This is a genomic window from Yoonia maricola (assembly GCF_002797915.1).
Lineage (GTDB): Bacteria > Pseudomonadota > Alphaproteobacteria > Rhodobacterales > Rhodobacteraceae > Yoonia > Yoonia maricola.
In genome coordinates, this window is sequence record NZ_PGTY01000004.1 from 245,865 (window position 1) to 260,246 (window position 14,382).

The 14,382-nt window shown below is 55.8% G+C and carries 14 protein-coding genes; 2 read left to right on the forward strand and 12 right to left on the reverse strand.

Going from position 1 to position 14,382, the window contains the following annotated elements; translation table 11 throughout:
* Positions 1-19 precede the first annotated feature (19 nt).
* From BC777_RS18060 to BC777_RS18070, 3 genes are all read right to left on the reverse strand, one after another.
* Positions 20-463, reverse strand: coding sequence for a MaoC family dehydratase (locus BC777_RS18060; RefSeq protein WP_100369607.1), 444 nt, complete (start codon positions 461-463; stop codon positions 20-22).
* Positions 464-553: 90 nt separating this feature from the next.
* Positions 554-1,429 (reverse strand): TIGR01459 family HAD-type hydrolase, encoded by an 876-nt coding sequence (locus tag BC777_RS18065; RefSeq protein WP_100369608.1) that lies wholly within the window; start codon positions 1,427-1,429, stop codon positions 554-556.
* 107 nt (positions 1,430-1,536) lie between these two features.
* Positions 1,537-2,454: a manganese-dependent inorganic pyrophosphatase gene (locus BC777_RS18070; protein ID WP_100369609.1), complete on the reverse strand. Its 918-nt coding sequence runs from the start codon at positions 2,452-2,454 to the stop codon at positions 1,537-1,539.
* A gap of 564 nt (positions 2,455-3,018) precedes the next feature.
* Between BC777_RS18070 and BC777_RS18080 the strand changes: the two genes are divergently transcribed.
* A complete protein-coding gene (locus BC777_RS18080) occupies positions 3,019-3,669 on the forward strand; it encodes a DUF2161 domain-containing phosphodiesterase (protein WP_100369611.1) in 651 nt (216 codons plus the stop codon).
* Positions 3,670-3,735: 66 nt separating this feature from the next.
* On the opposite strand, the gene BC777_RS18085 is transcribed toward BC777_RS18080, so the two are convergent.
* The 4 genes from BC777_RS18085 to BC777_RS18100 form a co-directional block, all read right to left on the reverse strand.
* Positions 3,736-4,728, reverse strand: a complete 993-nt coding sequence (locus tag BC777_RS18085; RefSeq protein WP_100369612.1) for a TraB/GumN family protein — start codon at positions 4,726-4,728, stop codon at positions 3,736-3,738.
* A 64-nt stretch (positions 4,729-4,792) separates the two neighbouring features.
* On the reverse strand, positions 4,793-5,107 hold the full coding sequence (locus BC777_RS18090; protein ID WP_100369613.1) for a hypothetical protein: 315 nt from the start codon (positions 5,105-5,107) through the stop codon (positions 4,793-4,795).
* A 438-nt stretch (positions 5,108-5,545) separates the two neighbouring features.
* Entirely contained in the window at positions 5,546-6,232 is a 687-nt protein-coding gene (locus BC777_RS18095) for a Crp/Fnr family transcriptional regulator (protein ID WP_100369614.1), read from the reverse strand.
* A gap of 207 nt (positions 6,233-6,439) precedes the next feature.
* Positions 6,440-8,080, reverse strand: coding sequence for an FAD-binding dehydrogenase (locus tag BC777_RS18100; protein WP_100369615.1), 1,641 nt, complete (start codon positions 8,078-8,080; stop codon positions 6,440-6,442).
* A gap of 169 nt (positions 8,081-8,249) precedes the next feature.
* On the opposite strand from BC777_RS18100, the gene BC777_RS18105 reads away from it, so the two are divergent.
* Positions 8,250-8,690, forward strand: a complete 441-nt coding sequence (locus BC777_RS18105; RefSeq protein WP_100369616.1) for a cupin domain-containing protein — start codon at positions 8,250-8,252, stop codon at positions 8,688-8,690.
* Positions 8,691-8,717: 27 nt separating this feature from the next.
* On the opposite strand, the gene BC777_RS18110 is transcribed toward BC777_RS18105, so the two are convergent.
* The 5 genes from BC777_RS18110 to BC777_RS18130 form a co-directional block, all read right to left on the reverse strand.
* Positions 8,718-9,491 carry a crotonase/enoyl-CoA hydratase family protein gene (locus tag BC777_RS18110; RefSeq protein ID WP_100369617.1) on the reverse strand — a complete coding sequence of 258 codons (774 nt, stop codon included), beginning with the start codon at positions 9,489-9,491 and terminating at the stop codon, positions 8,718-8,720.
* Positions 9,481-11,124 carry an AMP-binding protein gene (locus BC777_RS18115; protein WP_100369618.1) on the reverse strand — a complete coding sequence of 548 codons (1,644 nt, stop codon included), beginning with the start codon at positions 11,122-11,124 and terminating at the stop codon, positions 9,481-9,483. Before BC777_RS18115 ends, BC777_RS18110 begins: the two co-directional genes overlap by 11 nt.
* Before the next feature lie 75 nt (positions 11,125-11,199).
* Positions 11,200-12,642, reverse strand: a complete 1,443-nt coding sequence (locus BC777_RS18120; RefSeq protein WP_100369619.1) for a sulfatase family protein — start codon at positions 12,640-12,642, stop codon at positions 11,200-11,202.
* Between the two features lie 2 nt (positions 12,643-12,644).
* Entirely contained in the window at positions 12,645-13,475 is an 831-nt protein-coding gene (locus BC777_RS18125) for a carbohydrate ABC transporter permease (RefSeq protein WP_245834472.1), read from the reverse strand.
* Positions 13,468-14,343 carry a carbohydrate ABC transporter permease gene (locus BC777_RS18130; protein WP_245834474.1) on the reverse strand — a complete coding sequence of 292 codons (876 nt, stop codon included), beginning with the start codon at positions 14,341-14,343 and terminating at the stop codon, positions 13,468-13,470. The genes BC777_RS18125 and BC777_RS18130 overlap by 8 nt, the downstream gene beginning before the upstream one ends.
* Positions 14,344-14,382: the final 39 nt, after the last annotated feature.

The window sequence follows — 14,382 nt, forward strand, 5'->3', positions numbered from 1 at the left end:
TCGCAGGCTTAAATAAGTGCTAGTCGAATTTCCGCGATGGCGCCAACACAGTCGCATCACCAACCAGCACCTTTTTATCATTCACAATACAGCGCGTATTCATCGTGACCCGCCGCTTGGAATGATCAATCTCGGTCACCTCAACTTCGGCCAGCACCATGTCGCCAGGGCGTACGGGGGCAAGAAATTTCAGGTTCTGCCCCAGATAAACCGTCCCATGCCCCGGCAATTGCTCACCAATCACGGCACTGACCAAACCAGCAGTCAGCATCCCATGCGCGATACGGCCACCAAAGATCGTATCTTGCGCATAGTCTTCATCCAGATGCACTGGGTTCCGATCGGTTGAGACCTCGGCAAACATCTCAATGTCCCGATCCGTAATCATTTTACGGAGTGATCGGACCATGCCGATTTCGATATCTTCGATGCAGATCGTGCCGCGGGGTGCGTTGTCTAACATGTCGGGCTCCATAAAGTAACAAAAATTCCGATATCACGGCGTTATTAAAATTTTATTACTTCGCGGATGCAGAAAGATCAAGTGATTCCTCTAGCGTAATTGCCCGATTGTGTAGGTCGCGGTGGTTTGCGCCCCGTCTAGATATGCTTTCAAGGCCGCTGGATCAGGCTGGTGGTCTGTCTTGGTTTCTTTCGCCGCCAAACCACCAGAGATAAACAGCGTGTCGATGTCTTCTTGCATGCCACCCAGAATATCAGTGCCGACCCCATCGCCGATGGCCATAATACGCGGATCAGATGGCGCATGCATTAATGCAGCGAGCCTACGGCGCGCGAGGTCGTAAATCGGTGGGTGCGGTTTGCCGAAATACAGGCTCTCGCCGCCCATTTCGGTATAAAGCGCGGCCAATGCGCCCGCGCACCACTCGCGTACCTCGCCTCGATCCACGATGATATCGGGGTTGGCACACAATAGCTTGAGACCCTTTTGTTTGGCATAAAGAAACTCAGGCCGGTTCACATCAACATCCGCCAGCGGGTCAAAGGGGCCACAGCAGACGATGCCTTCGGCCTCTTCCAGTGGCACTTTCTGAATATTCACTGGATCATCAATGATTTTCAGGGGCTTGAAGAAATCATCATCACGCGGGCTTTCCCCCATGAACCATATTTTCTCACCCACAATCCCCCGGAACATCGCCGCCCGCGCGCTATCACCAGAGGTCGCAATCGCGTCCCATGCATCATCCGGAACGCCCAGCCCGTTGATCTGGTGCGCGACCGAATCCCACGGACGGGGAGAGTTCGTCACAAGTACGACAATCCCACCGGACGCGCGGTATTTCTGCATGGCGGTCACGGCGTCAGGCAGGGCAGTGATGCCGTTATGCATGCACCCCCAAAGGTCCACAAAAGCGGCGTCATATTGGCCCGAGATGTCGGCGAATTGGTCGATAATCTGGGTCATATATTTACCTTTATGAACGGTATGGAACGCGTACAGACGCTGTACATATGCTGTATGTACAGCTGTACAGAATTGGCCGGTCCCGGAGTAACCGGGACCGCGCTAGATCAGACCTTGAGTGCGGGGATGATCTGTTTCTTCCGGCTCATGATGCCGGGCAACACGACGCTGTCACCGTCAACGGTTGCGTCAAAGGACTTCTCGGCAACGGTTTTGACCAGATCATTGGGGATCAGCATCGTGGCTTCTTCTTTGATGATGTCCACCACGAAAAGCAGCACCTCATCGACCTTATCTTCCTTGGCGACCTTCGGCATGGTTTCCATCAAGGATGCCTTGCGGTCTAATACGATCCCCGGCGATGTGGTTTCCAACACAGAGACGCGGAATTTCTTACCGTCCACTGCGTATTCCTTGCTGTCCATGCGCAGCAGTTCAGCGTCAGAGAAGGCAGAGACATCGGACTTCGCTTCAAACATCTCACCTGCATAGGTTTCGATATCGACACCAAGGTCTTTGGCCAGCGCCTCGGCCAGATCCTTGTCGATCTCGGTCGTCGTTGGGGAACGGAAGGCCAAAGTGTCTGACAGAATGCAAGACAACATCAAGCCTTTGATCCCTTCGGGCATATGGCCCGCGTGTTCGCCCATCATTTGATGCATGATCGTCGCTGTGCAGGCCAAAGGGCGCACCGTGATGTTGATCGGGTTCTTGGTTTCCAGTCCGCCCGCCAGTTTGTGGTGGTCAATAATTGCCAGCACATCGGCGTTATTGATGTTTGCAGGCAGTTCAGCGGGGTTGTTGGTGTCAACGATGACGCAGGATTGGTCGTCTTCTACATCCACGATCACGTCTGGCAGATCAAAGCCCCAGCGTTTGGCGACAAATGCAGCCTCGGTGTTTGGTTCACCCAGCAGGGCTGCCTTTGCCTCAATGCCGGTGTGGTTCAAAAACCAGTCCCAGATCAGGGGCGATCCGGTGCTGTCGGTGTCGGGGGACTTATGGCCAAATACGAGCGTTGTCATGGGTATCACTTTCAAAGGGATCAAACTTAGCCCGTATATAGAAGCGCGCGTGGGGCGTGTCACCCCATCGCAGCGGTTTGACCCAAAGGCGGCGGTGATGTATCTTGTGAGCACTCAAAAGGAGGACGCTGACAATGGACAACCAAGCCTAACCAGCACGCATTGATCCCATGGGCCATGAAGGCCCGCCCGTTTTCCAAAGAGGAGCACCCTGACAATGGATATGACGCCGTAACGCCGTTTTGGCGAACCGCTTGGCCGTTTGGCCACATGACAATTCTCAGATGAGAGGTGCATCAGATGCCCCGTAAAACACCAAAACCCCGCAAGCCGGGTCTAAACCCTATGCCCGCACCCAAAAGCCGCCGCGCCGCAAGGCCTGACCCCAAGGGCGTGCCGGCGCATGCGCCTGCAGGCCCGGCTCGTGATAAACGGTTTGATCGCCGACCGCCCAAGTTTCCCGGTCGTTTGGGCGGACGGTAGTAAAGGCGCCCCGCTGCCATATGGCGGCGGGGCTTGTCACCGATGTGTTTTTCCATTTGGCTGCGCGGGAAAGGAACCCTGATGCCGCGTGAAGCCGACCTATACCCCCCCATCAAAGCCTATCTGCAAAGACAAGGCTATGAGGTAAAAGGCGAGGTGGGTGCGGCTGATGTCGTGGGCCGTCGTGGCAATGACCTGGTGGTCATTGAGCTGAAACTGGGATTTTCACTGGCACTGTTTCACCAAGGGGTAGAGCGGCTTTTGACCACCGATCATGTCTATCTGGCGGTTCCGGCAGGTGGGCAGGCCAAGGCGCTGAAAGCCAATGTCAAACTCGCCCGCCGTGCTGGTTTGGGCGTTATGACCGTGCGCCTGCGCGATGGGCATGTCGAGGTCTTGGCCGATCCGGGCGCTTACGCCGCCCGGCAATCAAAGAAAAAGAAAACGCGGCTTTTGCGCGCTTTTGACCGGTTGCAAGGCGACCCCAACGATGGCGGGGCGACCCGGCACGGGATCATCACCGGGTATCGTCAGGATGCGCTGCGCTGCGCACGGTTTCTGGCGGTGCATGGGGCGTCAAAGGGGGCAACGGTCAAAGACTGGGCCGAGGTGCCGCAGGCAACACAGATCATGGCGGCAGACCACTACGGTTGGTTCCGCCGGGTGTCGCGGGGTGTGTATGAACTGACGGATGCAGGGCGCAAAGGGCTGATCGATTACGGAGACGCTTAGGCCAACAATTTTCGACGAAAATTGTTGGCCTCTCAAAAGGAATTTCTAGAAATTCCTTTGCTCGTCTCAGTTGCCGCGGACGATGGCCCAGCCTTCATTCTCAAGCAATTGCAGCACACCATCATTCCCAATCAAATGGCCTGCGCCAACGGCCACGATGATATCATCATGGCGGGTTGCCGCCTCGGTGATCACGGGTATCCAATTGCGGTTGCGGGTGATCAGCAGGGATTCTTCCATTTCGTCAAACATGGCGTTGGCCTCTGCGGGGGCGAGGTCAGGTACATCTGTCATGGCGATGCGTGACATCTCCCAAAGCCGCCCAACGTCTTCGGCAAAATAGCGATCCAGCATTGCGACAAACATCTGTTCCTGTAACTCCGGCACCAGCATGCTGACACGGAGCATATCGATTTGTTCGTCAAAACTGTCGTCGTCGAACAGATCAAACAGTGTCGTATAGGGTTCAACAGCTTGCATCGGAACGCCAGCGGCTTGGGCATCTTCGATGATCATGTGATCAAGGCCGCGCATCCCCTGCATCATATCCGACATTGCACAGGACGGCACCGCGAGGGTCAGCGACAAATACCAAGGCTGCATCTTGGCTGCCATGAAAGACGGAATGCCCCGTTCTGTGGCGGCCGCGGCGATCAATTGCCATGTGTCTTCATCCACCAGTTCTGGCAATGTGGGACCCTCGACAATAAACAGGCGGCTGGGGTCCGTCGTGATCAGCTGTTGCAGCAGGGCTTCTTCCTCTGGCGTTGCCTCCAGCATGACCAGATCAGCGCCGGCGATGGTGTCTGCCAGTTCTGCGCGTAGCGCGTCCAGCCTTGGGTCGTAGATGTGCATTGTGCCAACAGCGGTAATCGTCGCGTCGTCCTTGGTGGCGGTCCAGATCAACCCTTCGGCATAGGGCATATCGGCGACAGCGGCAGACAGCTGTGTCTGCTGGTCGGGTGTCATCCGGTCCAGATAGCTTTCGCCGACGCAGGCGGCTGCGGCGGGCAGGGCGGTCAGTGCAAAGAATGCTGTGGCTGCTGTGCGAAGGAACATCGGCTGTCCTATATATGATGCGGTTCCTTAACAGGTAAGGATTCCGCGCCGAGGGTCAATTCCCTCAGACGCGGTTTTCCAGGATCAGACGCTGCCCCACCCGGATCAACAGCCGCCCGACGATATCACGCCAGGTCCGCTGTGGTGGCGGGACGACCCGCAAGGTCGCTTGTGCTGGCAGCATCGCACCACTTGGCAAATGCAGCGGGCCATTGTCTGTGAACGCCGCTGTTTGCAGCGGAACGGGTGGCCAGCCTGCCGCGCTTGGCCGCAACGACAGCCGCGCTGGCAGGCTGCGCCGCGTGACTGGCTTTGCATCACCATGGTGATGGATATCGGGGCCGATCTTGTGATCGACAGTATAGAACGGGGGATGCATGAACGTATCCGATCTGAAATCTGTAGGAGAGAATTGCGCAGCACACAAAGGTGCCACAGCACTGCAACGCGGTGGCTAGCACCAGCGGAGAAATAGAACCTTTCTTATCATTGCAGTCTCCTTGATTCGGAATCACGTCCGTGTCGTTTAACCCAAGGGTTGCGGTTTACCCAAGGGTAATTTTTGACAGTGTCGGATTTTTGCGAAATTCGGCCTTTGCCGTATTGCTGGGATGCGGCGCAGTCGCCGCAATGCCTTTGGTGCGACCTTAGCCGATGATCAAAAAGATCAGCCCAGCTGTGCCGCCCGCCAGCAGCAATGTTACTTCACCACCTAAGATACCAAAAATACGTGTCAAATTGCTCACCTTCAAGTTTCGTTAATGCAGGGTTAATCCATGATCATGTCCGAGTTTTGACGAAAAAGATGAAAATGGGATTAAAAATGGGCGAAGCCTTTTGACAAGGCTTCCGGGTCAAGTATTTCGATCTTTTGGCGTGCCGATTTGATCACACCTTGCTTTGCCAGCTTGCTGATGGATCGGCTCACCATTTCCCGATTGGCCCCGACAAAGCCCGCAATTTCGGCGTGCGTCGGCGCGTCCTCGATCACCGCCCCCCGCGAGAGTTTGCCCTGTTCGACTGCCAAGCGGAGCAGATGTTTAACAACCCGCTGTTCGACCGACATCGTCGTCATTTCCAGGTTGCGCCGCGTCAATGTGCGGATGCGGTCAATCAGATTACGCGTGACCCTGTCGCGGATGACGGGCACCTTATCAAACAATTGCAAAAAGCTTTCACGCTGCATGGCCAGTACCCGCGCATCGGTCTTGGCAACAACCGCCAATGACCGCGGTATGCCGTCAAAGGCCGCCAGCTCTCCAAAATAGGCCCCAATCTGGAACCGCGAGAAGACAATCTCGCGCCCTTGTTTAGTCCATAAAACCGCCAGCAGTGATCCCGACAATAAAAAGTAAAGATCGCACGACGTGTCCTCCTGTTCAAAGATCGTCTGCCACGGCTGGAGGTTTTGTTCGCTTACGCTCAGGGTGATATCGGCGAGATCGGCGGCTACGATCCCTTGAAACAGTGGCAGATCGTAACTCAGCAGTTTTTCTGGTGTCATGGTACAGCCATCGCTGCAGTGTTCTGCCCGCCATTCCCCGGTAAAAGGGTTCGGCTGACCGTTGTTGTATCACTCATATTGCTCACCTGTTCGTCTGACAGTTGCACTATATGCGTGTTTTTCCAGCTTCCAAGCCCGTAAAGCGAGAGTAGGCAAGTTGTGACTAATCCGCCAAATAGACCCTGTTTTGGTGCAAAATAGGTCGGCTCAGCCCGCGGCCCGCCCGGCCCGCCGTCCTGAGTGGATACAACCGCCAAGGAACGTCCCTTCCAGCGCGTTGTTGCCATGGTATCCGCCTCCGCCAAAACCCGCCGCTTCGCCGGCAGCATAAAGCCCGTCGATCGTCTGTCCGCCGGGTGCAAAGACGCGCGTATCCAGGTCGGTGTGGATGCCGCCCAGCGTCTTGCGTGTCACCACATGCAATTTCACTGCAATCAGCGGTCCTTTGCTGTCATCAAGGATCTTATGCGGCTTTGCGGTGCGGATCAGCTTGTCACCCAGATATTTGCGTGCGGTGTGAATGGCGCTGACCTGAGCATCCTTGGTAAATGGATTGTCGATCTGCGCATCGCGCGCTTCGATCTGGGCGCGCAGTTTGGCAGGATCAATCAGGTTACCACCCAGTTGGTTCATACCTGCCACCAGCGTGTCAAAGTCATTGGCAACGACGAAATCTTCGCCTTTTTCCTTGAACGCCTCAACCGCAGGGGTGGCCCCTTTGCCCAAGCGTGCCTTGAGGACATCTTTCCAACCGCCCTCGGTGAGGTCAAAGTTCTGCTCTGACCCCGAAAGTGCGAATTCTTTTTCGATGATCTTCTGGGTCAACACGAACCACGTATGATCATGCCCGCGCCTGCAAATCTCGTGCAGGGTCGACATGGTATCAAAGCCGGGCATACATGGGGCAGGCAGCCTGTCACCGGTTGCATCAAACCACATCGACGACGGCCCCGGCAGAATGCGGATGCCATGATGCGGCCAGATCGGATCCCAGTTTTGCACGCCTTCGGTGTAATGCCACATACGGTCCGTGTTGATCAGCTCGGCACCCGCATCCTTGACGATATCCAGCAGCAAGCCATCCACATGCTCTGGCACACCCGACACCATCTTGTCCGGCAAAGGCCCCGATTTGGATGCATCCCAGTTGCGCCGCACCAGATCAAAGTTCCCACCAATCCCGCCAGAGGTGACGATGACTTGGGTCGCGCGGATATCAAACTGATCAACAACATCGCGGTTTGTCGCGGCCCCTCGGATCGCGTCATCGGGGGCAAGAACATCGCCTGTGATGCCAGCGACCTTGCCATTTGTGATGTCAAACCCAGTGACCCGATGCCGGAACCCAAAAGTCACCTTGCCTTGCTTTTCCGCCTCCAACACCCGTTCTTCAAAGGGACGCAAGACGCCCGGCCCAGTTCCCCAAGTGATATGAAAGCGCGGCAGTGAATTGCCATGTCCATTGGCAAAACCACCGCCCCGTTCGGCCCAGCCGACCACGGGAAACCAGCGCATGCCCAATTCATGCAACCAGGGGCGCATCTCACCTGCTGCGAACTCTAGATAGGCCTGCGCCCATTGGCGCGGCCAGTGATCCTCGGCCCGATCGAATTGCGCCGATCCCATCCAGTCGTTCGTGGCCAATGCGACGCTGTCTTTCACTTTCAGACGCCGCTGTTCGGGGGTATCGATCATCAAGAGCCCGCCCAGTGACCAGAACGCCTGACCGCCCAGATTTTGCCGCCCTTCCTGATCAAGGATCGTGACGGTCTTGCCGCGCGCGATAAGTTCATGCGCAGCAACCAACCCGGCCAGACCTGCGCCGATAATGACAACATCACTTTGCATGAGACCACCCTTTTGTTCCTACACATCTTTGCAGGCGCAAGGAGGATGTCAATTCAAGCGTTGCGTCATGCGAAACCCCGGTGATGCTTGTTTGGGCCACATTATGTTGTTCCGAACCTGGAATGCGACTATCAAGATCAGCGGATATTTATACAGGGGGACATCCAATATGCACGCATTAAGCGGTGGTATCACAGGCAACGGCGAAGGTACGAAACTCAATATTCTGGGGCAGACATATTACATCAAGGCCCATTGCGACACGACGTTTGCATTTGAAGCCAATTCGCAACCGGGTGAATTCGTTCCGGTCCATATCCATCCCACGCAAGATGAATTCATTCTGGTCCAAGAGGGTGAGCTGGACCTGAAACTGGACGGCGTCTGGTCCACGGCGAAAGCTGGTGATCTGGTGCGGATGCCAAAGGGCATACCGCATGGATACTTCAACAAATCCGATAAACCCACGCGCGCGCTTTTCTGGGTTTCGCCTGCGGGGCAGTTGAAAGAGCTGTTTGAGCAGCTGCATGATATGGCTGATGTTGAGGAAGTCGTGCGGATTTCAGCCGCGCATGATGTTGATTTCTTGCCGCCAGAGGCGAATGAATAAACCCATCCACCCGGCTTACGCGGTACCTTATTTGCCCTGCCAGACGGGCGCGCGTTTTTCGACGAAAGCGCGCGCGCCTTCGGCAGCGTCAGCACTTTGACCAATCTTGGCGATGATACGGTCGTTTGCGGGCCAATGTGCCGTATCATTTTCGGCATGGGCCGCAGTGGCAATCGCAAGGGTATGGCGGACTGCCAAAGGGGCGTTTGACGCGATATCAGCGGCGATGGTTTTTGCGGTCATCAGCGCATCACCATCAGCGGTCACGCGGTTGATCACGCCCCAATCGGCGGCCTCTTGCGCGGTAAAGGGTTTGCCTGTCAGCAGGATTTCATTGGCGCGCACACGCGGGATCGCGACAGGTAGGCGCACCGCCCCACCCGCACCCGGGATCAGGCCGATGCGGACTTCGGGCAGGGCGAATTGGGCAGAGGCACCTGCCACAACCATATCGCAAGCCAGCATCATTTCGAACCCGCCAGCAAGGGCTGCCCCTTCGACGGCGGCAATAACGGGTTTGGTACGGCAGCGTTTGACGAAACCACCAAAGCCGTATTCGCCGAAAAGAATGGTATCGCCAGCACCACCCGCAAAGGCCTTAAGGTCCATCCCTGCGCAAAACAACGTCCCTGCTCCGGTCAGGATCGCGACCCGCACATCCGGGTTCGCCTCAACCTGATCAAAGGCGGCGCGGATCGCATCACAGACCTCTGGATTGATCGCATTGCGTTGATCGGGGCGGTTCAGCGTGACCGTCGCGACCCCGTTTTCTACGTGATAGAGGACGACTTCATCGCTCATGTTCAGCTTCCTTTTCTGCGCGCGCCCGCAGGTCAGCGCGAATAATCTTGCCGGTCGTGGTCATTGGCATATCGTTTATAAAACGCACGACACGGGGGAATTCATAGGCGGCGAGTTTGGTTTTCACATGGCCTGCGATGTCCGCCGCCAGCCCATCTGTCTGCTCAAACCCTGCCGCAAGCTGGATATAGGCGGCCACGATAGACCCGCGCACGGGGTCAGGTTTGCCCACAACGCCCGCCAATTGCACGGCGGGGTGGGTCAAAAGGCAATCTTCGATTTCGGCAGGGCCAATGCGGTAGCCGCCGGAACTGATGATGTCATCATCGCGGCCAATAAACTGGATGCGGCCCGTCGGTGTTTTGCAACCCTTGTCGCCGGTCAGGAGCCATTTTTTGCCTGCAACAGTAATGAACTTCTGCGCAGTGGCATCAGGGTTGTTCCAATACCCCAGAAACATGACCGGGTCGGGCGCGCGCACTGCGATGCTGCCTTCTGCGCCGACATTGCAGACCATGGCACTCTCTTCATCGATAATATCAACGTGATGGCCGGGCACGGCAAAGCCCATCACACCCGGCTCGGCCGGTTGCAAGGCGGCGCAGGACGACACGATCATATTGCATTCTGTCTGCCCGTAAAATTCATTGATGGTGGTGCCAAAAACCTGCTGACCCCAAGCGATCAGTTCCTTGCCCAAAGTTTCACCCCCGGACGCGACAGAGCGCATGGGAACCGGCGTATCGGGTGTGTCCAAACGCATCAGTTTCAGCGCAGTTGGCGGCAAAAAAGCATTTGTGATCCCATGCGCACGGATCAGATCAAACGCGGCTTTGGCCGTGAATTTGGGAAAACGGCAGGCGACGACAGGGACGCCATGATGCAGCGCAGGCATCAGCACATCCAGTAAACCGCCGATCCAGGCCCAATCCGCAGGTGTCCAAATTTTGTCGCCCGGTTGAGGAAAGAAATCGTGGCTCATTTCAACACCGGGCAAATGGCCCAGTAAAACGCGATGGGCGTGCAGCGCACCCTTGGGGGCGCCGGTCGTGCCAGAGGTATAGATGAGGATCGCAGGATCATCGGCTTTTGTGGGATGTGGTGTAAAGGCAGTGGATTGACTGTCGCAAAGAGCCTGAAAATCGTCTGCCGCGTCCGGCATGCCATCAATACAAAGAACACGCTTCAGATCAGGCAGCTGCGGTCTGAGTTCAGCGATCACCGCAGCACTGGCTGCGTTGGTGATGACGGTCCTTGCACCTGAATCCTTTAGCCTGTGCAGCAATGCCTCTGGCCCGAACAGGGTAAAAAGCGGCAGCGCAATACAGCCCATCTTGGTGATGGCCACATGGGCCATCGCGGTTTCAAAACATTGCGGCAGCAGAACGGCAATCCGGTCACCCGTGGTGCAGGATTGTGCAAGCGCATTGGCCAGCTGATTGGACCGGTCTTTCAGGTCTTGGAAACTATATGTGGTTGCCGCACCATCAGTATCGATATCAACAATCGCACAGTGTTCCGGTGTGGCATCCGCGTGTTTGTCGCAGATATCCACGCCGATATTATAGGCATCAGGGATCACCCAGCCAAAGCTATCGCGCGTTAGTGCAAGGGTTGGGTGTCTGACCAGCATTACAGCGCAAAAAATGAACGCATGTTCAATTTGTGTCAATTGCTGTGGTGTCAAACATCGGACAGGCAACAGGACCTAGCCTGCGGTATTGCCAGACAACATGCGCACGAAGCCTTGGGTTTTTCGCGCGCTTTCAATGCGCCAGATCAGGATCGCGTTTGTCAGCTCAGCCTTGATATTTTGGTGGTCCGGGGCATCCCAAAGGTTCATCCGCTCACCCGGATCAGCCTCAAGATCAAACAGTTGACCTTCTTCGGTGTCCACGAAATGCACCAACTTCCAACGGTCCTTTCGGATCATGGTCATGAATTGCGTCCCCGTCAGGATCGCGTCATCCGCATGTTCGGCAAACACCTGTTCACGCGGCGTGGTGGGGGCATCAAACAATACATCGTGCAAGGATCGTGCCTCCATCCAATCGGGGGGGGCAATGCCTGCGGCCTCAAGGATCGTTGGGCCGAAATCAAACAGTGATACCAGGTGTGAAAGCCGCTTACCCGGCGTGATCATATTGGGCCATGATACCACAGCGGGCACATGAACGGATTGTTCGTACATGTTCCACTTTTGCGAATGGCCGTGGTCATTTAGGCAATCACCGTGGTCTGAGGTGAAGATGATCAACGTGTCTTCCAACACCCCACGCGCGTCGAGCGCCGCGATGATCTTGCCCACCTGATCGTCAATCATGGTTACGTTCGCATAGTAGTGTGCGCGCTGATGATGCAATTGTTCAGCGGTGGGATTTTCCTGATGATGAACCGCATCATGGCCGCTTTCCAGATGGTTCTGGCGCAGCGCCCTAAGCGGTGCAGGCTGCGTTGACAGGTCATAATCGCGGATCGCCTGAGGCAGATCTTTGCCTTCATAAAGGTCAAGATATCTTTGCGTCGGGTCATAGGGCGGGTGCGGTCCCGGAAATCCCACTTGCAAAAAGAAAGGCTCTTGTCCGGGATAGCGGTCCAGCCACCAGCACGCGGTATCTGCGACAAATACATCCGGGTGCAAATCTTCGTCCTGTTCCCAGATAAAGGCCCCCATTGCGTCATGATAATCGGGGCGTTTGCTGTAGGACACGCGCGATGGTTTGAACGCGCCGCGCGCCTTTATCGCCTTGTCCCAATTATCGAGGTAGAACGGCAAATTCGGGTGATCGCGGTCCTTATTTTCCACCACATGCCGTTCGTGAAAGCCAAAGTCGCCTTCAATCGGCATGGTATGCATTTTGCCGACATTCACACAGCGATAGCCCGCCTTGGCCAGTTCGGTGACCCAGCAATAGTTCCACGGTTCATCATTGCGGAAAACGCCGTTTGTATGCGGATATGTGCCACTGAACAAAGACGCGCGCGAAGGTGCGCAGGATGGGGCGGTGACGTACATATTTTCGAACACAGCCCCTTGTGCGACAAGTCGATCAAGGTTGGGGGTCACCATATGGTCAAAGCCATTTGCCGCAATCGTATCGATCCGTTGCTGATCGGTCAGGATAAAGACAATATTCGGACGTTCTGACATGTTTATCCCTTCACGGCGCCGCCCATTGACTGGACGATGTATTTGTTGGCGAAAATGATGACCGGCACTGTCGGCACTGTCAGAACGACACTGGCAAGCGCGATGCTGCCCCAGTCTACTCTGGCGTAGGACACGAAGTTCATGATCGCTACTGGTGCGGTGACCGTGTCGGACCGGGTAATGATCAGCGCAAAGAAAAAGTCATTCCAGGCGATCAGGAACGCCAGAACAGCGGTGGCAATAATGCCGGGGCGGGCTGCGGGGATCACGACCTTTGTGAGCGTTTGAAACAGGGTTGCCCCGTCCAGCAGGCAGGCTTCGATCAGTTCATCGGGCACTTGTGCCATTGATGTCCACGAAGACCAGACAACAAGCGGAAGCGTGAGCACCATATAGGCCGCGATCAGACCGGCCCAAGTGTCGATCAGCCCGACATTCAGATAAAGCAGGAACAGCGGGATCACAAAACCAACCGGCGGTGCCATCCGCAATAACAACAACAGCCATGAGGCAATGAACTTGCGGTGCGACCGGCCCTTTGCCAGCGCAAAACCAGCCGGCACCCCGATCAGCATGGCCAGCGCTGTCGATGCGCCTGCCGTCACCAGGCTGTTGAACAAAGCAAAGGGAAAATCTGATCGCGCAAGGGTGCTGAAGTTATCAAGCGTCAGAACCGTCGGCGCTTCCCAGATCGGTACGAACAAGTGACTTGTCGGGCGAAACGACAGAACCAAAGCCCAGATGATGGGCAGCAACGCAAAGAAGGCAAAGGCCAGCATCATGGCCACGCCTGCGGCCTGTTTCAAACTAAAGCTGTGCTTGGATCTAGGCACCGGAAATCCTCGCGTTTGCGCGGGCGACATAAAAGCTGATGATGGCCGCAAACAGGAAGAGGAACACGGCAATTGCCGCACCGTAAGAGACGTTCGAGGACTGGAAGGTCTGGATATAGGCATAATAATTCGTGGCTTGCGTCGACCGCCCCGGTCCGCCGTTTGTCATAACGAAAATCAGAGGGAAATGTTTGAGCGTTTCGATGAAACGAAACAAGGCAACCATCAAAAGGGCGGGCTTGAGCAACGGGAGCGTGATCCGCCAGAAGATCTGCATCTTTGTGGCACCATCGATTGATGCCGCTTCATCCAAATCGCTTGATATCCCCTGCAATGCCGCAAGGATTAACAGCATAACAAACGGAAAACTGGCCCATGTGTCGGCAATAACAATCGCGGCGATTGCGCCGTATTGCGTTGTCAGAAATGCGGGAACCGTGATCCCGAATATATCAAAAAAAGCGTTGATCGGGCTGAGTGTTGGTGTGAACAGGCTTAGCCAGATCAGGGCGACGGCAATCGCGGGGACCACGAAGGGGACCACGAATATCCCGCGCATGAATTTCCACCGGGGCACGATTTTTTCCAAGCCAACGGCGATCAGCGTGCCCATGACGACCTGAAAGATCACACCGCCAACGCTGAGCATGAGCATCACATTGATTGATGCGATAAACCGTCTGTCATCAGCCAATTTGAAAAAGTTGTGTAACCCAACCTCGCCCCCCCAGCCTTTGATCAGGTTGAAATCCGTGAACGACAGGCCAAACATGCCGACCAGCGGGAGAACAGCAAAAATGATAACGGCCAACACAGCTGGCATGAGCATCTGGTTGTAGCTGCGCTGAAAGAGGGTTTGAACGCCCATTGGCCTCGACTTTGCTTGGCAAAAAGATGTCTCGCCGAG